Below are 17,331 nucleotides of genomic sequence, written 5' to 3' on the forward strand. Positions count from 1 at the left end.
CGCGGCACGACCCACCCGGTCGTGCCGCGCCCGCGTGCATGTCTAGGTAGTCAGATCCTGGTAGTCGGGGTGTTCGGTGACGAACTTGTCGACGTACGAGCAGATCGCGACGATGCGCTTGCCGCGTTCGCGGACGTCGTCGAGAGCGAAACCGACGAGTGTGCCCCCGAGTCCCTGCCCGGAGTAGCCCTTGTCGATCTCGGTGTGGTCGAAGACGAGGCGACCGTCGTCGTCGGGGTGGTACTGCGTGTACCCGATGACGGCGTCGTCGTCCCGGACTTCGTAACGTTGCTTCTCGGCGTTGTGCACCACGGTCACGGACGAATCGCTCATGGTCTTCCTCTCCACCGACGACGGGCTGGTGTGTCCCACAGCATAGAGAAACGGGCCGCGGCGCAGTGCCGCGGCCCGTTCCGTCGTGCCGGGTTATTCCGGCGGAGAGATGTGCTGAGCGAGGTACAACGGCTCACCGAGCTGCTCGATCAGATCGAGCTGGGTTTCGAGGTAGTCGATGTGTTCCTCCTCGTCGGCGAGGATCTCCTCGAAGATGTTGGCCGAGGTGATGTCGCTGACCGAGCGCATGTACTCCGATCCCTTCCGGAGCCGGTCGCGGGCCTCGATCTCCACCTGCAGGTCGGCCTCGAGCATCTCCTTGACGGTCTGGCCCAGACGCAACGCCCCGAGGCGCTGGTAGTTGGGGAGCCCGTCGAGATACAGGATCCGATCGGTGAGTCTCTCGGCGTGACGCATCTCGTCGAACGACTCGTCGCGGGTGTGCTTCGCGAGTTTCGCCCATCCGCGGTTGTCCTGCATCTTCGAATGCAGGAAGTACTGGTTGATCGCGGTGAGCTCGGCGGTGAGTTGTTCGTTGAGCAACTCGATGACCTTCTTGTCGCCCTTCATGGCACCTCCCGGGGTGAACCATCAGGTTTACCGCCGGGTAGGGGCTGGCTACACGGCGGTCTCGAGTTCGATGGTCTCATTCCGCCCGCGTGCCTGCCGGATGATCGCCGAGATGTTCCGGACGCAGCTGCCGCAATCGGTGCCGGCGCGGCACTTGGCACTCACCTCGCGGGTGCATCGTGCGCCCGCGGCCACCTCGGCCTCGATGTGGTGGTGGGTAAGAGCGTGGCAACTGCAGACGATCATCAGAGCCACCTTTCTGCGACCGAGGGAACACTCACTTAGGTAGTCCAAACCTTACACCGGCTTAGGCTAGCCTAGCTTGTGAGCGTAGTCACAGAACGAGGGGTGCGGATCGGTGTTGTGCCCAGTTCCCCGCCAGGGTGTGTCACAGCTGTTGCTGTTGTTGCATCTGTTGCGACACCACCTGGTTGATCCGCTGTAGTCCCGGCGACGTGAGGCCCGGGATCTGGTTCTCGATCGTGCGCACCAGCGGTGAATCGTCGAGGACCTTCTCGCTGGACTGGATCAGGACGGTGCCCGCACCGGTGAAATCGAACTGCCGCTCCTCGCCCGACTGCACCCCGAAACGGCGCGCCCCGGCAGAGACGAAGCCTGTGATCCACGATTCGTCGTAGTGGTGGCTGGGGGACGGACAGTCGGCCCATCCGACCAGCGCCTCCGGATCCACCCGCAGTGGCGGTTCGGCGAACATCACCGGGCCGTTCGACGACGCGAGGAACCGGCCCGTGCCGATCAGGGTGAGGAAGCCCGGCACGATCGACTGGTTCAACGACAGGCCCGGCTCGAACGCGAGCAGGTTCGCCTGACGGATGGTGAGGTTGCCGTCGTCGAGGTCGTAGGAGTTGATGTCGTAACCGCGGTCGCCGAGGATCAGCTTCCCGAAGCCCTCGGCGACGACGTAATCGCCGAGGTAGAGCGGCGCCGAGAACTGCTGCGCCACCATCTGCAGCAGGCCGCCCTGCAAACCGTGGGTGAGCGCCGAGAACTGCATCTGCCCGTAGTAGGCGATCATCGCGCCCTTCGACAGGAACCACGGCGACTGCAGGTCGATGCAGTAGGCGTACGAGTTACCGGGCACGTTGTCGCTGCCCGTGAAGCTCGAGGGATTCAGGACGGTACTCACAGTTTCTCCTCCGATGCCTGCACGTAGACGATTCCCTGACCGGTGCACTCGAGTTGCATGGCCTCCCCGCCGGTGCGCCCGACGTTCCGCCAGCTCATCGAGGACTTCAGCTCGGTGCGGACCGGGCCGTAGGACGCCACGAACGCCTGCGGGTCGACGACCACCGGAGTCGGGCCCCCCACCTGCAGCTCGAACACTCCGCCGTGGGCGAGCAGCACCGCCGCACCCTGGCCGGTCAGCTGGGTGGTGAACATGCCCGTGCCGGTCATCGCGCCGGTGGCCGCGCCCCGCAGCGCACCGAACAGACCCCCACCGCCACCGCCGCCACCGGAAGCCGCGGCCACCGAGACGACGGCGGACTGCAGTCCGGGTGTGTGAGCGAGCAGGCGGGAGGCCTCCACGCGCAGTTCCCCGCCGGCGGACATGTCGACGATGTGCGTCTCCAGTCCGCGGAAGCCGTAGTGCACGACACCGTCGCCCTGCGCGAGCATCGTGGCCTCGTGCTCGCCCTGCAGCATGCGCCCCGCCATGCCGGCGAGTCCGCCGAGGCCGGGCGCACCCCCGGCCCCGCCGGGAATGCCGTGAGGGGAGAACCGCACGTTGCCGGTGTAGAACAGCATCGCGCCGCGCCGCGCCACGACGGGACCGGACTGCCGCAGGTCGACACGGACGACCTTGCCGTTGATCTTCGTGAAGCTCATCTGTTCCTACCGTTCCGCCGGCTGGATGGAGACGACGCCCACGCCGTCCCATTTCAGGGAGAAGGCCTCGCCGCTGCCCTGACCGATGGCCGAGCGCCACGACACGTCGGTGACGAACGACTGCGAGAGTTGGCCTTTCGCACACACGAAGGCGTCGGGATCGACGACGAGCGGATACTGTGGCGACACCTCGAGATGGATGAGCGGACCCCCGGCCGACAGCAACGCGACCTGTCCGGTGCCGGTGACGGTGGTGGTGAACAGCCCCTGCCCGCTCATGCCGCCACGCAGGCCCGCGAAGGTGACGTTGGTGTTCAGGTTTCCGCTCAGGGCGAGCAGCTGCTCGGATTCGACCTGCAGGGTCTCGTTGTTCAACTCCAGGATCGTGACGTCCTGCGCCTGGTGCGCGAGATACACGACGCCCGTGCCGGCGCATTCCATGAGGGACAGGCCCTCGCCGGTCGCGCGTTGCCGCAGACCGGCGAGAACGCCTTCGCCACCGCCGAACCCGGCGGACTTGAAAGTGATCTGTCCCTCGTAGGCCACCATCGACCCGGAGAGTGCCCGGACCGCGGAACTACTGAGCCGAGCCTCGATGACCCGTTTCGATTTCACGAGCAGTTGCATGGGGCAAGACGATAGCCGGAAAAGACTTCGGTGGAGTGGACCCCGGGTCGCGGGGTCCACTCCACCGAAATGATTCAGCAGACCTACAGGCCGAGATCCTTGGCGATGATCGTCTTCATGACCTCGCTGGTGCCGCCGTAGATGCGGCTGACACGGGTGTCCGCGTACAGGCGCGCGATGGGGTATTCGGTGATGTATCCGTACCCACCGTGCAGTTGCAGGCACTTGTCGATGATGCGGCCGGCCGCCTCGGTCGAGAACAGCTTCGCGCGGGCCGCGTCGGCCACCGACAGCTCACCGCGGTCGTTGAGCTCGATCGCGTTGTCGACCATGATCTGCATCGCCTGCAGTTCCGTCGAGCACTCGGCGAGCACGAACTTGGAATTCTGGAACGAGGCGACGGGCTTTCCGAAAACCTTGCGCTCCTTGGTGTATGCAATCGCGTGCTGGATGGCGGCCGCGGCGGTGGCGGCAGCACCGAACGCGATCGTCAGGCGTTCCTGGGCGAGGTTCTGCGTCAGGTACGAGAAGGCCTCACCCTCCTTGCCGAGCAGATCGGTGACGGGCACCTTCACGTCGTCGAACGACAGTTCGGCGGTGTCGGAGGCCTTGAGGCCGATCTTGTCGAGCTTGCGTCCGACGGAGAAACCTTCGGAGGTGGTGTCGACGACCAGGATCGACAGGCCACCGCGACGGTTGTCGGGATCGAACGGAGTCGTCCGGCACACCACGAGGATGCGATCGGCGAGGGCACCGCCCGTGATGAACGTCTTCGCGCCGTTGACGACGTAGTGGCTGCCGTCCTCCGACAGCTTCGCGGTGGTCGCGATGTTGGCGAGGTCGGAACCGGTGCCGGGCTCGGTCATTGCGATCGCGAACATCAGCTCGCCCGAAGCGAATCCGGGGATCCACCGTTGCTTCTGTTCGTCGGTGGCGTTCTCCATGAGGTACGGCAGGATCAGGTTCGAGTGCACCGAGTACGAGCCGAACGTCACACCGGCAGCGGAGGTTTCCTCGGCGACGACAACGTTGAACTTGAGTGACGACTCGCCGCCGCCACCGAACTCCTCGGGCGCCTGGATTCCGAGGATGCCCAGTTCGCCGAGGCGGTTGTAGAACGTGCGCGGCGGGTGGCCGGCGTCTTCCCACTCGTGGTAGACGGGAGTGACTTCCTTGGCGATGAAGTCGCGCACCGTCTGCCGGAACGCCTCGTGATCCTCGTCGAATACCGTACGCTTCACGCGTTGTCCTTCCGGATGTATAGGTATGGAAACCGATCCAATTGCGGCGCAATCTATTACAGTGCGTAGCTGCGGAGGATGCCCTTGCCGATGATGGTCTTCTGGATCTCGCTGGTGCCCTCACCGATCAGCAGGAAGGGAGCCTCGCGCATGAGACGTTCGATCTCGTACTCCTTGGAGTAGCCGTAGCCGCCGTGGATGCGGAAACTGGCCTGGGTGACCTCGGAGCAGTACTCGCTGGTGAGGTACTTCGCCATGCCGGCGGCGACGTCGTTGCGCTCACCCGAGTCCTTCAGGCGGGCGGCGTTGACCATCATCAGGTGGGCCGCCTCGACCTTGGTGGCCATCTCCGCGAGGGAGAACGAGATCGCCTGGTGCTGGGCGATGGGTTTACCGAAGGTGGTGCGCTGCTGGGCGTACCGCGCGGCGAGCTCGAAGGCACGGATCGCGACACCGCAGGCACGGGCCGAGACGTTGACGCGGCCGATCTCGACGCCGTCCATCATCTGGAAGAAGCCCTTGCCGGGCTCACCGCCGAGAATCGAATCGGCCGATGCCTTGTAGTTGTCGAAGACGAGTTCGGTGGTGTCGATGCCCTTGTACCCCATCTTGTCGATCTTGCCGGGGATGGTGACGCCCGGGACGACCTCACCGAAGCCGGCGGGCTTCTCGACGAGGAACGCCGTGAGGTTCTTGTGCGCCTTGTCGGAGCCTTCCTCGGTCTTGACCAGCGCTGCGACGAGGGTGGAGCTACCGCCGTTGGTCAGCCACATCTTCTGGCCGTTGATGACGTAGTCGCCGTCGGCGTCGCGCTCGGCCTTGGTGCGGATCGCGGCGACGTCGGAGCCGAGTTCGGGCTCGGACATCGAGAACGCGCCGCGGACCTCGCCGGTGGCCATGCGCGGCAGATAGTACTGCTTCTGCGCTTCGGTGCCGTGCCGGCGGATCATGTACGCGACGATGAAGTGCGTGTTGACGACACCCGAGACGCTCATCCAGCCGCGGGCGAGTTCTTCGACGCACAGCGCGTAGGTCAGCAGCGACTCGCCGAGTCCGCCGTACTCCTCGGGGATCATCAGCCCGAACAGACCCATATCGCGCATCCGGTCGACGATGGCCTGCGGGTAGGTGTCCGAGTGCTCGAGTTCCTGAGCGTTCGGGATGATCTCGCGGTCGACGAAGGTGCGGACCGTGTCGAGGATCTCGGACTGCAATTCCGTCAGACCGAGGGTCTGGGCGAGGCGGGTCATGCGTGCTCTTTCGGGGAGATGCGGATGGTGCCGGATGCTGCGAGGGCGTCGACCTCGTCGTCGGTCAGCCCGAGATGTTCGGTGAGCACCTCGGCGGTGTCGTCGCCGTTGGCCGGTGCGGGACGGACCTCGGGGTACCGGCCGTCGAAGGACATCGGGGTGCTCGGTGCGTGGTAGCTGCCGATGCGCGGCTGGTCGAGCTTGTGGAACATCGGGTTGTCGGTCACGCGCGGGTCGGCGGCGAGCTCGGCGAAGGTGCGGTAGCGCTCGTGCAGGATAGAGGTGCCGGCCAGGGTCTTCTCGACCTCGTCGGCGGTGTGACGGGCGAACCAGGCGCCGAACAGGCTGTTCAGCACGTGACGGTGTTCGAACCGGGTGCCCTCGTCGCGGAAGTTCACGCCCAGTGCGGATTCGAGGGCGGCCACGGCGTCGGCGGTGCCGGTGAGCCCGGTGAGATCGCGGAAGTGCCGTGGCGTGAGCGCGACGATCATGAAGCGTGCGCCGTCGCTGGTGGCGAAGTCGGCGCCGTAGGTGCCGTAGACGGAGTTGCCGACCTTCTCCCGGACGGGACGGGCGAGCTGGGCCTCGGCGATGTAGCCGAGATTGCCGACGGTCGCGAACGCGACGTCCTCGAGCGGAAGCACGACCTTCGTTCCGGCGCCGGTGATCTCGCGTCGATAGACGGCCGAGGCGACCGACAGGGCAGCGTACAGGCCGCACGAGACGTCCCAGGCGGGCAGCACGTGGTTGACCGGGGTCGAGACGTTCTCGGCGCCGGTGACCTGCGGGAAACCGGCGGCGGCGTTGACGGTGTAGTCGACGGCACCGGTGCCGTCGGCGCGACCGAGGACCTGCACGTGGATCAGGTCGGGGCGAATCGTGGCGAGCTCGTCGTAGTCGAGCCACGAGCGACCGGCAGCGTTGGTGACCAGCACGCCGGCATCGATGATCAGGTCGCGGATCAGCTTCTGCGCGTCCGGATTACGGAAATCCGCTGCGAAAGATCGCTTGCCCTTGTTCAGGCCGGCCCAGTAGATCGACTCGTTGTCGTCGGTGACCGGCCAGCGACGGTAGTCGGCGGCACCGCCGATCGGGTCGACCCGGATCACGTCGGCGCCGAGCGCGGCCAGGGTCATGCCGCACAGGGGTGCGGCCACGAAGCTGGACACCTCGACCACGCGCACTCCCGCGAGGGGTGCAGTGGACGAGGGCAGCTCGTCGGTGGAAGCGGTGGAATTCATGCTGGGCTCGCTCGTCGTCGCAGATTGTTTCGGGCACAGTCAGCATGCCCAGGTTCTGCCGCCGGGAACAGCGCCGATCGGCTATCGCTCGGTTAGCGCAGACCAATACTCGATGCGGACCGAATCCGCCCGGTGAGGGGTCATAGGTTTCAGTGATCGATTCGTTCATCTTCCGCTCTTTGTGTCGGGTGACCTGGCTCACGTTCAATACATGCAGACGCCAGGCGTGACGTTCTTCCGACAGCGACATGCAGATTGTTCGCAAGTCGGCCATCCCGCTCGAGTTCTGAAGGGACTCTCAGTGACCACAGGCGAAATCGCGCACGACAAGTCGGCCACCGCCGACGGACCCGGCCGGCCGGCGACCGGCTCGACACCTCTCGTGACCCCCGGTCGCGCGTGGAGCATGACCGGCCTGGTCATCTTCCTCTACGTCGTCAACTACGCCGACAAGGCCGTCCTCGGCATCATCGCCCAGCCTCTGGCGCGTGAGCTCGGCATGAGCTCCTCCCAGATCGGCCTGGTCGGTTCGCTGTTCTTCGTCACATTCACCGTCGGCGGATTCTTCGCCGGGCCGCTGAACAAGTACATGACCCTCCGCTGGGCCCTGCTGGCCCTCGGCCTGATCTGGTCGGTGGTCATGCTGCCGCTCGTCGTCAGCGCGAGCTTCGCGATGCTGGTGGTCACCCGCATGCTGCTCGGTCTCGCCGAAGGACCGAGTTCGGCACTCATGCACACCGCCGCGTACTCGTGGCACCCGCCGGCCAAGCGTGGCCTGCCCGGCGCCTTCCTGGCCGGTTCCGCCTCGGTTGCCAAGATCGCCCTCGCTCCCGTCCTGACCTTCATCACCGTCGAGTGGGGATGGCGTGCCGCGCTGATCTCGCTGTCGATCCTCGGTGCGGTCTGGATGGGCTGCTGGCTCCTCGGCTGGAAGGAAGGCCCTTACACCAGCAAGGCCGTCAAGGGCGCCGCGACCGCCGCCTCCGCCGTGCAGACCGAACCGTCCGTGCCGTGGCGCAGGATCTTCCTCACCCGCACCTTCCTCAGCTGTGCGATCCTGATCATGGTCGTCTACGCGTTGACCACCGTCGTCCTGACCTGGCTGCCGTCCTACTTCGAGGTCGGTCTCGGCTACAGCGCTCTGCAGGCCGGCTCGATGTTCGCCCTGCCGTCCATCATCGGACTGTTCCTCATGATCAGCTCGGGCACGGTCACCGACCGTCTCAGCGCCAAGGGTTACCGTTCGCGGGTCGTCCGCATCATCGTGCCCGCCGTCGGCGTGCTCATCTGCGGTGCCATCCTGGTCTTCCTCCCCTCGATCGGCACGCCGGGTCTCGCCGTCGCAGTCGTCTCCATCGGTTACGGATTCGGTGCCATCGCGTTCCCGCTCATCAACGCCGCGATCTCCGAGCTGTGCCCGCCGCAGCAGACCGCGGGCACGATGGGGGTCTTCCTCGCGCTGATGGCCGTCGGCGGTCTGGTCGCCCCCTACGGCACGGGTGTCCTCGTCGACAACGCCGCCACTGCGGCGGAGGGTTACGCAACGGCCTTCCAGGTCATCGGTGCACTCGGTGCGCTCGCCGCGATCCTGGTCCTGTTCCTCGCGAACCCGGAGCGCGATCGCAAGATCATCCGGGCCGCGGCCTGACCAGTTCGGCATAGCTTCCACCTAACGGAAGCTTCCGCCGAAAGACTTTCCCCTACCGGCCGGGTGCATGGTCTCCTCGACTGTGAGGACCACCACCCGGCCGGTCGTCGTTTCCCATCACGGTTGCCCGGCAGCCGTGTCCCGCAACAGCAAAGGACCGATTCGCATGCGCGATGCCGTGATCGTCGACGCCGTCCGTTCTCCCATCGGACGTCGCGGTGGTGCACTGTCCGAGATCCACCCCGTCAACCTGTCCGCACACGTGCTGACCGTGCTGGCCGAGCGGACCGGCCTCGACCCCGCCACGATCGACGACGTCCAGTGGGGTTGCGTGAGCCAGGTCGGCGACCAGGCCGGAATCGTGTCGCGCAGCGCCGTGTTCGCGGCCGGATGGCCGGTCACCGTGCCCGCCACCACGATCAACCGCGCGTGCGGATCGAGCCAGCAGGCCGTGTCCTTCGCCGCCGCGACCGTCATCTCCGGTCAGAACGACGTCGTGATCGCCGGTGGTGTCGAGTCCATGAGCCGCGTGCCGATGGGCAGCGCCGGCAAGGACGGTCGGCCCTTCCCGCAGAACGTGCTCGACCGTTTCGAGGTTGCGGGCTTCAGCCAGGGCATCGGGGCGGAGATGATCGCGGAGAAGTGGGGTTTCTCCCGCACGCAGCTCGACGAATTCTCGCTGCGCTCGCACGAGCTGTCCGCGGCCGCCACCGACGCGGGCGCGTTCACCGGACAGATCGCCCCGGTCGGCGACTTCGCCACCGACGAGGGCGTCCGCCGCGGCGGAAGCCTCGAGTCACTCGCCGAGCTCAGGACCGTCTTCAAGGAGGACGGGGTGATCCACGCCGGCAACTCCTCGCAGATCTCCGACGGCGCCGGCGCCCTGCTCATCACCACCAGCGAATACGCTGCGGCACAAGGCTGGACCCCGCTCGCCCGCATCCACACCGCCGTCGTCGCCGCCGACGACCCGGTCGTCATGCTCACCGGCCCGATCCCCGCCACCGAGAAGGCACTGAAGCGTTCCGGCCTGTCCATCGACGACATCGGCGCCTTCGAGATCAACGAGGCGTTCGCACCGGTGCCGCTCGCATGGCAGGTCGAGACCGGCGCGAAGCCCGACCGCCTCAACCCACTCGGCGGCGCGATCGGTGTCGGTCACCCGCTCGGCGGATCCGGTGCCATCCTCATGACCCGCCTCGTGCACCACATGCGCGACAACGGCATCCGTTACGGGCTGCAGTCGATGTGCGAAGCCGGCGGCATGGCCAACGCCACCATCCTCGAAGTGCTCTGATTCGAAAGCTCTCCGAGCCGTTCTGATTCCACTTCGTCACCCAGCTGCTACGAACTCGAAGGAAGCACAATGGAACTCAAAGGTCTGTCCGTCGCCGTCACCGGCGGAGCATCCGGTCTCGGCCTCGCCACCGCACGTCGCGTCCTGGCGACCGGTGGCAACGTCACTCTCATCGACCTCCCCGGCTCGAACGGTGAGGAGATCGCGAAGGAACTCGGCGACGGCGCCGTCTTCGCCCCCGGCGACGTGACCGATTCGGAGCAGTTCGCGGCAGCACTGGATGTCGCGCACGAGCGCGGCGGTCTGCGCGGTGTCGTGCACTGCGCCGGTGCCGGACGCAAGATGCGTGTCCTCGACAAGGAGGGCAAGGCCGGTTCGCTCGAGGATTTCGAGTTCGTGATCCGCCTCAACCTCATCGGCTCGTTCAACGCGCTGCGTCTCGGCGCCGAGCGCATGGCCGAGCTCGACCTCATCGAGGACGAGCGCGGCGCCGTCGTCATGACCGCCTCCGTCGCGGCCTTCGAGGGCCAGATCGGCCAGATCAATTACTCGGCATCCAAGGCCGGCATCGTCGGCATGACGATCGTCGCCGCACGCGACCTCGCCAGCAAGGGCATCCGCGTCAACACCATCGCCCCGGGCATCATGGACACCCCGCTGCTCGCCCGTCTACGCGACGACGTCCGCAAGTCGCTCGAGGCGACGGTGCCCAACCCGTCCCGTCTGGGCAGGCCCGACGAGTTCGGCCGCCTCGCGACCGACATCCTCGAGAACGGCTACCTCAACGGTGAGACCATCCGCCTCGACGGCGCCATCCGTATGGCACCGCGTTGAGCCGGGCGTCGACCGTGACTTCGGCTTCCGATCTCGCACAGCGAAGGCTGTCGTACCCGGCGACGACGATGGCGGTGTGGGCGCCGAGCCTCGCCGCCGTCTACGGCGACCGGCCGGCAGTGATCGACGGCGACCGGGTCCTCACCTACAACGACCTCGACGCACGGTCGGCGCAGTTCGCGAGCGTGCTCCACGAGGCCGGGGTGCGAGCCCGCGACGTCGTTCTCCTGCACCTGGGCAACTGCGTCGAGTTCCACATCGCCTACTACGGCGCGCTCCGGGTGGGGGCGGCGGTCACGCTGGTCAATCCGCTCCAGCCCGAACCCGGTCTGCGGCGCCAGATCGAGGAGACCTCCGCGGTCGCGGCGGTCACCGGTGCCGCGCAACTCGACACCTTGCTCCGAGCCGCGGAGGGGACGAGTGTGCGCTTGATCGCAGTCGTCTCCGACGAGGCGGTGAACGGCTCCCGTGCCGTGCATTTCGGTGATGCACTGGAAGAACGCCCCACGACATTCGAGCCGGTCGTCACCGGCCCGGACGACATTGCGCACATCGCGTATACCGGTGGCACGACCGGCGTTTCGAAGGGAGTGCGGGTACTGCAGCGCAACGTCGTCGGAAACGTCACCCAGATGTGTGCGTGGCGAGCCGGCCATCAGCTGGTCGCCGACGTCGACGGGCGGATCTCGCTCGAACCGATCGACGATCTGGACGTTGCCGGCGTCGTCCCGGCCCACGGGGCCACGATCGTGGTATCCCCGCTGTTCCACGCACACGCGTTGATCAACACGTCGTTCCTCCTCGCCTGCGGCCTGACCCAGGTACTTGCCGGACGGTTCGAGCCGGGGCACATGCTCGCTCTGATCGAGCAGTACGAAGCCAGTTACATCACGGGCAGTCCCGCCATGTGGCATGCGCTCGCCGAGCACCCCGATGTCGCTGTCCGGGATCTGTCGACCGTGCGGGTTGTCGCGTCCGGTGCGGCGCCGATCGACCACGTGACCCTCGAAAGTCTCGAGCGCGCATTCCCCAATGCGCGTATCGCCGAGGGGTACGGGCTGACCGAGGGCACGTGTGTGGTCACGGCGATGCCGCTCGTCGTCGGCACCGAATACCGCCTCGGCAGCGTCGGACTGCCGATCTTCGACACCGAGGTGCAGATTCGCGCGCAGGGCGACCCGTCGGTCGTCCTCGGGCCGGACGAGCGGGGAGAACTGTGGGTGCGTGGCCCCCAGGTCACCGGCGGTTACCTCGGGCATCCGGACATCACAGCCGAGCAGTACGTCGACGGCTGGCTCGCGACCGGCGACATCGCCTACGTGGACGCCGACGGTTACGTGTTCATCGCCGACCGGGCGAAGGACATGTTGATCTACAAGGGCTACAACGTGTATCCACGTGAGCTCGAGGAGATTCTGGTGACGCACCCGAAGGTGTCCACCGCCGCGGTGGTGGGTCGTGACGTCGGTGCCGTGGGCCAGGAGCCCGTCGCCTTCGTCGTCCCGATTGCCGGCGAGGATGTCGACGAGGAGGAGCTGAAGGCGTTCGTCGCCGAACGTGTCGTGCCCTACAAGAAGATTCGCGAGGTAGTGATGGTCGAGGCCCTTCCGACCTCCGCTGCGGGCAAGATCCTCAAGACGGATCTGCGTTCGCGCCTGACGGTTTCCTGACACCGCCCGAACATGCCCCCGGCATCGAATGCCGGGGGCGTGTTCGTATCTGCGTCAGGAGTTCTTCTTCTGCTCCTGCTTCACGAGGCCGCCTCCGATGATCAGGCGCTGGATCTCGCTGGTGCCCTCGTACAGACGCAGCAGACGCACGTCGCGATAGATCCGCTCGACCGGCACCTCACGCATGTAACCGGTGCCACCGTGGATCTGCACCGCGAGATCGGCGACCTTGCCGACCATCTCGGTGCAGTACAGCTTCGCCACCGACGGCGCGATACGGCGGTCGGTCTCCTCGACCCACGCCTTGGCAGCGTCGCGGACGAGGGCGCGGCCGGCCATGACGCCGGTCTGCTGGTCGGCGATCATCGCCTGCACCAACTGGAAGTTGCCGATGGGGTTGCCGCCCTGCGTGGCGGTCGCGGCGTAGGTGACGGACTCGTCGAGGGCGCGCTGGGCCTGCCCGACAGACAGCGCGGCGATGTGCACGCGGCCGCGGGCGAGGGAGACCATCGCGGCCTTGTACCCGACGTCCTCGCTGCCCCCGACGAGCGCGGAGTTCGGCACGCGTACGTCGTCGAAGTGCACGTCTGCGGTCCAGGCACCTTCCTGGCCCATCTTGGCGTCCTTGTTGCCCACCCGAACGCCGGGGGTGTCGGCGGGGACGAGGAAGACGGCGATGCCGGTGCCGTTCTCGTCGGCCGGTCGGGTGCGGGCGAACACGACGAACAGGTTCGCAAGCGGAGCGTTGGTGATGAACCGCTTCTCACCGGTGATCACCCAGTCGTCGCCGTCGCGCACGGCCTTGGTGCGCAGACCCGACGGGTTCGAGCCGGCGCCCGGTTCCGTCAGGGCGAAGGAGGCCACGACGTCGCCGGACGCGATGCCCTCGAGCCACTGCTCCTTCTGCTCGTCGGTGCCGAAGTTGACGAGCACCTGACCGGCGATGCCGTTGTTGGTGCCGAACATCGAGCGCAGCGACAAGGTGGTGTAGCCCAGCTCCATCGCGAGTTCCGCGTCCTGCTGCAGATTCAGACCGAGGCCGCCCCACTGCTGCGGGATGGCGTAGCCGAACAGACCCATGTCCTTCGCGGCCTGGCGGATGTCCTCGGGAACCGCATCGGTCTCGGCGATCTCCTGCTCGCGCGGCACGACCACGTTGCGCACGAACGCGCGGGTCTGCGCGAGGATCTCGCGGAAGTCGTCTTCGTCGACCTCGGGGGACGGGATGGAGAGTGTCATGTCTACAACCTTCGTGTGGTCGCCGGGAGGTGTCCAATACGAATGGCGCCATTCCCGTATAGGCATTCTCGATGGATGAGGGCCGCTCTACCGGCCGGTTCGCCGTTATATTCGGAAACATCGACATATTCGGGGGCCGTCGCGTGCCCCATCGAAAGGAATCTCGGATGTCTCTGTTGGAGAACCGTACCGCCGTGATCACCGGTGGCGCTCAGGGAATCGGCTTCGCCATCGCGCAGGAGTTCGTCGACGCCGGCGCTCGTGTCGTGATCGGCGACCTCGATCTCGACGCCGCGAACGCCGCTGCGGAGAAGCTCGGCGGCCGCGACGTGGCCCGCGCGGTGCGCGCCGACGTCGTCGAGTCCGCCGACTGGGACACCCTCCTCGCCGAGGCCGTCGACGGTTTCGGTTCGCTCGACGTGGTGGTCAACAACGCCGGTATCACCCGCGACGCCACGATGCGCACGATGACCGAAGAAGACTTCGACCTGGTCGTCTCGGTACACCTGAAGGGCACCTGGCACGGCACCCGCAAGGCCTCCGCGATCATGCGTGAGGCCAAGCGCGGCGCGATCGTCAACATCTCCTCGCTGTCCGGCAAGGTCGGCATGGTCGGCCAGACCAACTACTCCGCCGCCAAGGCGGGCATCGTCGGCCTGACCAAGGCCGCCGCCAAGGAGATGGCGCACCACGGCGTGCGGGTCAACGCGATCCAGCCCGGCCTGATCCGATCGGCGATGACCGAGGCGATGCCGCAGAAGGCATGGGATCAGAAGATGAGCGAGATCCCGATGGGCCGTCCCGGCGAGGTCGACGAGATTGCCTCCGTCGCACTGTTCCTCGCATCCGATATGTCCTCCTACATGACCGGCACCGTCCTCGAGGTCACCGGCGGCCGCTTCATGTGACGGTCCACCCCGTCACCCGTTCACTTTCGAAAGGTCATCATGCGCGAAGTTGTCATCTGCGAGCCGGTCCGTACCCCGATCGGCCGCTACGGTGGAATGTTCAAGTCCCTCACCGCAGTCGACCTCGGTGTCGCGGCGCTGAAGGGCCTGCTCGAGCGCACCGGTGTTGCCCCCGAACAGGTTCAGGACGTCATCCTCGGTCACTGCAACGGCAACAGCGAGGCCCCGGCCATCGGCCGCGTCGTGGCCCTCGACGCCGGTCTGCCGATCACGGTGCCCGGCATGCACATCGATCGTCGTTGCGGTTCGGGGCTGCAGGCCGTCGTCCAGGCCGCCTTCCAGGTCGGTAACGGCGACCACGATCTCGTCGTCGCCGGTGGTACCGAGTCGATGAGCAACGCGGCGTTCTACTCCACCGACATCCGCTGGGGTGGCGCCCGCACCGGTGTGCAGATGCACGACGGTCTGGTCCGTGCCCGCTCGACCGCCGGCGGCCGCTTCTACCCGGTTCCCGGCGGCATGATCGAGACCGCCGAGAACTTGCGTCGCGAGTACTCGATCTCCCGCGACGAACAGGACGAGCTGGCCCTGAACTCACACCTGCGTGCCGTCCACGCCCAGAAGAACGGGATCCTCGCCGAGGAGATCATCCCCGTCACGGTCAGCAGCCGTAGGGGCGACGAGGTCATCGACACCGACGAGCACCCGCGCCCGGACATCAGCCTGGAGACCCTGGCCCAGCTGAAGCCGATCATGGGTAGGCAGGACCCCGAGGCCACCGTCACCGCCGGCAACGCCAGCGGCCAGAACGACGCCGCCTCCATGGCGATCGTCACCACCCCGGAGAAGGCCGCCGAGCTGGGCCTGACCCCGCTGGTGCGGTTCGTCTCCTGGGGTGTCGCCGGTGTCGAGCCCAAGGTCATGGGCATCGGACCCGTACCGGCCACCGAGGTCGCCCTCGCCAGGGCCGGGATCACCCTCGCGGATGTCGATCTCATCGAGCTCAACGAGGCATTCGCCGCGCAGGCCCTCGCCGTGACCCGCGAGTGGAAATTCGGCAAGGCCGACTTCGAGCGCACCAACGTCCACGGCTCCGGCATCTCGCTCGGCCACCCGGTGGGCGCGACCGGCGGACGCATGCTCGCCACCCTCGCCCGCGAGCTGCAGCGTCGCGAGGCCCGCTACGGCCTCGAAACCATGTGCATCGGTGGCGGCCAGGGGCTGGCCGCGATCTTCGAGCGCGTCGCGTAAGCAGTCGGTTCCCGGTTCGGGGAGGTTGCGTCCGGTTCTCTCGAAGAACCCGGACACAGCCTCCCCGAACTTCTTTCGTCGCAGATGACCGGCCTGGGGAGGACGTCGAGTTGTCCACAACCGACCCTCGACGCGGCGTCCGGAGGCGAGTCGCGCCCGGCATGCTCGGCGCGTGATCGGCTTCGACGAACCGTTCTCGGGACGCGTGACATTCGCTGCCGGCGTTCCGGCGGGCGCTGCTATCCGGTGCGGAGGAGGTAGAAGCGGAAGAACCCGAAGTCCTCGATGGGCAGCACGTCGACCTCCGTGAAACCGGCGTCGAGCGCATAGCGGCGCAGGGTATCGGGCCGCATGACCGTGCCTGTCGCGGCGCTCGGTGTGTGGCTCATGCCGTCGGGGAGGCAGATGGTGAGGCTGTAGCCGTACATGAGCCGTTCGACGTCGTCGCCGGGTGCGGTGAAGGTGTCGGCGACTGCTTCGTCCATGACGATCATGATGCCGCCGGGTGCGAGTGAACGCCGTACGGCAGCCAGCACCTCGACCGGCCGCGGCATGTCGTGGACGCACTCGAATGCGAAGGCCGCACGGAAGTTTCCTTCCGGGAGTTCGGACGCATCGCACTGCGTGAACGTGACCCGTTGCGCCACATCGTCGTTCTCCGCGAGGTTCGATCGGGCGAGTTCGACCGACGGCGCATCGATGTCGAAGCCGAACACCTTCGCATCCGGATAGGTCCGCGCGATCGTGATCGTGGACCATCCTCCGCCGCATCCGATGTCGGCGATCCGCGCACCGGTTTCACCGAGCACCCGGTCGATCTCGGGCACCGAGCGTAGAGCGTCGGGCAACACCTGCTCGAACAACGGTCTGTTCGCGTCGGCCTGCGATTCGCACACGTCGCGGCCGAACCGGCTCCAACTCACCCCACCGCCGTCCCGGTACGCCTCGAGCAGGCCGGGCAGTTGCATCGTCGCACCGACGATCATCCGGGCGAGCGGCGCCATGTACGTGAGGCTGTGCGGATCGGTGAGTACGTCGCGGCCGGCCGGAGAGAGACCGAAACGCGGTGGATCACCGTCGTCGACGTCGAGCAGACCGGTGACGGCCTGCTGTTCGAGCCACTCACGGACGTACCGCGGATGGGTTCCGGTGCGTGCGGCCAGTTCGTCGGCGGTGGCAGGTCCGTCGTCGGCGAGGCTGCGATACCAGCCGAGACGGTCGCCGATCAGGATCGACAGGGTGTCCATGGTGCCGAGGACGGAATCGAGGACGCGCTGCGCGAAGCCGTCGGCGGAGTCGAGGTGGAGCGGCGAACTCGTCGAAGTGGACATACGGATCATCTCCCGAGGGCGGAAATGGGCGTCGTACCCACTT

Annotated in this window: 17 protein-coding genes; 6 read left to right on the forward strand and 11 right to left on the reverse strand. The window is 66.7% G+C overall.

The window, feature by feature from the left end; translation table 11 throughout:
* Positions 1-42: 42 nt before the first annotated feature.
* The 9 genes from A8G18_RS01005 to A8G18_RS01045 form a co-directional block, all read right to left on the reverse strand.
* A complete protein-coding gene (locus A8G18_RS01005) occupies positions 43-333 on the reverse strand; it encodes a GNAT family N-acetyltransferase (RefSeq protein WP_064062375.1) in 291 nt (96 codons plus the stop codon).
* Between the two features lie 93 nt (positions 334-426).
* Entirely contained in the window at positions 427-903 is a 477-nt protein-coding gene (bfr, locus tag A8G18_RS01010; protein WP_016931957.1) for a bacterioferritin, read from the reverse strand.
* 48 nt (positions 904-951) lie between these two features.
* Positions 952-1,149, reverse strand: a complete 198-nt coding sequence (locus A8G18_RS01015; protein ID WP_026002802.1) for a (2Fe-2S)-binding protein — start codon at positions 1,147-1,149, stop codon at positions 952-954.
* A 142-nt stretch (positions 1,150-1,291) separates the two neighbouring features.
* Positions 1,292-2,050, reverse strand: a complete 759-nt coding sequence (locus A8G18_RS01020) for an AIM24 family protein (RefSeq protein ID WP_064062376.1) — start codon at positions 2,048-2,050, stop codon at positions 1,292-1,294.
* Positions 2,047-2,751: an AIM24 family protein gene (locus A8G18_RS01025; protein ID WP_064062377.1), complete on the reverse strand. Its 705-nt coding sequence runs from the start codon at positions 2,749-2,751 to the stop codon at positions 2,047-2,049. Before A8G18_RS01025 ends, A8G18_RS01020 begins: the two co-directional genes overlap by 4 nt.
* Positions 2,752-2,757: 6 nt before the next feature.
* Positions 2,758-3,378, reverse strand: a complete 621-nt coding sequence (locus tag A8G18_RS01030; RefSeq protein WP_064062378.1) for an AIM24 family protein — start codon at positions 3,376-3,378, stop codon at positions 2,758-2,760.
* 83 nt (positions 3,379-3,461) lie between these two features.
* Positions 3,462-4,619 (reverse strand): acyl-CoA dehydrogenase family protein, encoded by a 1,158-nt coding sequence (locus tag A8G18_RS01035; RefSeq protein ID WP_064062379.1) that lies wholly within the window; start codon positions 4,617-4,619, stop codon positions 3,462-3,464.
* Positions 4,620-4,675: 56 nt separating this feature from the next.
* A complete protein-coding gene (locus A8G18_RS01040) occupies positions 4,676-5,869 on the reverse strand; it encodes an acyl-CoA dehydrogenase family protein (RefSeq protein ID WP_064062380.1) in 1,194 nt (397 codons plus the stop codon).
* A complete protein-coding gene (locus tag A8G18_RS01045) occupies positions 5,866-7,110 on the reverse strand; it encodes a CoA transferase (protein WP_064062381.1) in 1,245 nt (414 codons plus the stop codon). The genes A8G18_RS01040 and A8G18_RS01045 overlap by 4 nt, the downstream gene beginning before the upstream one ends.
* A 301-nt stretch (positions 7,111-7,411) precedes the next feature.
* Between A8G18_RS01045 and A8G18_RS01050 the strand changes: the two genes are divergently transcribed.
* The 4 genes from A8G18_RS01050 to A8G18_RS01065 all read left to right on the forward strand — a co-directional run bounded on the left by A8G18_RS01050 (position 7,412) and on the right by A8G18_RS01065 (position 12,559).
* Positions 7,412-8,758 carry an MFS transporter gene (locus A8G18_RS01050; RefSeq protein WP_064062382.1) on the forward strand — a complete coding sequence of 449 codons (1,347 nt, stop codon included), beginning with the start codon at positions 7,412-7,414 and terminating at the stop codon, positions 8,756-8,758.
* A gap of 166 nt (positions 8,759-8,924) precedes the next feature.
* Positions 8,925-10,055 carry a thiolase family protein gene (locus A8G18_RS01055; protein WP_064062383.1) on the forward strand — a complete coding sequence of 377 codons (1,131 nt, stop codon included), beginning with the start codon at positions 8,925-8,927 and terminating at the stop codon, positions 10,053-10,055.
* A gap of 69 nt (positions 10,056-10,124) precedes the next feature.
* Positions 10,125-10,889 (forward strand): SDR family NAD(P)-dependent oxidoreductase, encoded by a 765-nt coding sequence (locus tag A8G18_RS01060; RefSeq protein ID WP_064062384.1) that lies wholly within the window; start codon positions 10,125-10,127, stop codon positions 10,887-10,889.
* A 68-nt stretch (positions 10,890-10,957) separates the two neighbouring features.
* Complete coding sequence (locus A8G18_RS01065; protein ID WP_172506129.1) at positions 10,958-12,559, forward strand: class I adenylate-forming enzyme family protein; 1,602 nt, start codon at positions 10,958-10,960, stop codon at positions 12,557-12,559.
* Positions 12,560-12,613: 54 nt separating this feature from the next.
* On the opposite strand, the gene A8G18_RS01070 is transcribed toward A8G18_RS01065, so the two are convergent.
* Positions 12,614-13,798, reverse strand: coding sequence for an acyl-CoA dehydrogenase family protein (locus tag A8G18_RS01070; RefSeq protein WP_064062386.1), 1,185 nt, complete (start codon positions 13,796-13,798; stop codon positions 12,614-12,616).
* 167 nt (positions 13,799-13,965) lie between these two features.
* Here A8G18_RS01070 and fabG point away from each other — a divergent pair, with 167 nt between their 5' ends.
* Both fabG and A8G18_RS01080 read left to right on the forward strand, forming a co-directional pair.
* Complete coding sequence (gene fabG, locus A8G18_RS01075) at positions 13,966-14,706, forward strand: 3-oxoacyl-ACP reductase FabG (RefSeq protein WP_064062387.1); 741 nt, start codon at positions 13,966-13,968, stop codon at positions 14,704-14,706.
* 39 nt (positions 14,707-14,745) lie between these two features.
* Entirely contained in the window at positions 14,746-15,957 is a 1,212-nt protein-coding gene (locus tag A8G18_RS01080; protein ID WP_064062388.1) for an acetyl-CoA C-acetyltransferase, read from the forward strand.
* Between the two features lie 239 nt (positions 15,958-16,196).
* On the opposite strand, the gene A8G18_RS01085 is transcribed toward A8G18_RS01080, so the two are convergent.
* A complete protein-coding gene (locus A8G18_RS01085; protein ID WP_064062389.1) occupies positions 16,197-17,297 on the reverse strand; it encodes a methyltransferase domain-containing protein in 1,101 nt (366 codons plus the stop codon).
* Positions 17,298-17,331 lie beyond the last annotated feature (34 nt).

Origin of the sequence: Rhodococcus gordoniae, from assembly GCF_001646655.1 — a bacterium.
In the GTDB taxonomy this organism is placed as follows: Bacteria; Actinomycetota; Actinomycetes; order Mycobacteriales; family Mycobacteriaceae; genus Rhodococcus; species Rhodococcus gordoniae.

Coding starts and splice junctions, on each gene's coding strand:
- A8G18_RS01060 (WP_064062384.1), top strand. CDS start 10,125: ATGGAACTCAAAGGTCTGTCCGTCGCCGTCACCGGCGGAGCATCCGGT.
- A8G18_RS01065 (WP_172506129.1), top strand. CDS start 10,958: ATGGCGGTGTGGGCGCCGAGCCTCGCCGCCGTCTACGGCGACCGGCCG.
- A8G18_RS01030 (WP_064062378.1), bottom strand. CDS start 3,378: ATGCAACTGCTCGTGAAATCGAAACGGGTCATCGAGGCTCGGCTCAGT.
- A8G18_RS01025 (WP_064062377.1), bottom strand. CDS start 2,751: ATGAGCTTCACGAAGATCAACGGCAAGGTCGTCCGTGTCGACCTGCGG.
- A8G18_RS01085 (WP_064062389.1), bottom strand. CDS start 17,297: ATGATCCGTATGTCCACTTCGACGAGTTCGCCGCTCCACCTCGACTCC.
- A8G18_RS01040 (WP_064062380.1), bottom strand. CDS start 5,869: ATGACCCGCCTCGCCCAGACCCTCGGTCTGACGGAATTGCAGTCCGAG.
- bfr (WP_016931957.1), bottom strand. CDS start 903: ATGAAGGGCGACAAGAAGGTCATCGAGTTGCTCAACGAACAACTCACC.
- A8G18_RS01045 (WP_064062381.1), bottom strand. CDS start 7,110: ATGAATTCCACCGCTTCCACCGACGAGCTGCCCTCGTCCACTGCACCC.
- fabG (WP_064062387.1), top strand. CDS start 13,966: ATGTCTCTGTTGGAGAACCGTACCGCCGTGATCACCGGTGGCGCTCAG.
- A8G18_RS01080 (WP_064062388.1), top strand. CDS start 14,746: ATGCGCGAAGTTGTCATCTGCGAGCCGGTCCGTACCCCGATCGGCCGC.
- A8G18_RS01015 (WP_026002802.1), bottom strand. CDS start 1,149: ATGATCGTCTGCAGTTGCCACGCTCTTACCCACCACCACATCGAGGCC.
- A8G18_RS01055 (WP_064062383.1), top strand. CDS start 8,925: ATGCGCGATGCCGTGATCGTCGACGCCGTCCGTTCTCCCATCGGACGT.
- A8G18_RS01070 (WP_064062386.1), bottom strand. CDS start 13,798: ATGACACTCTCCATCCCGTCCCCCGAGGTCGACGAAGACGACTTCCGC.
- A8G18_RS01005 (WP_064062375.1), bottom strand. CDS start 333: ATGAGCGATTCGTCCGTGACCGTGGTGCACAACGCCGAGAAGCAACGT.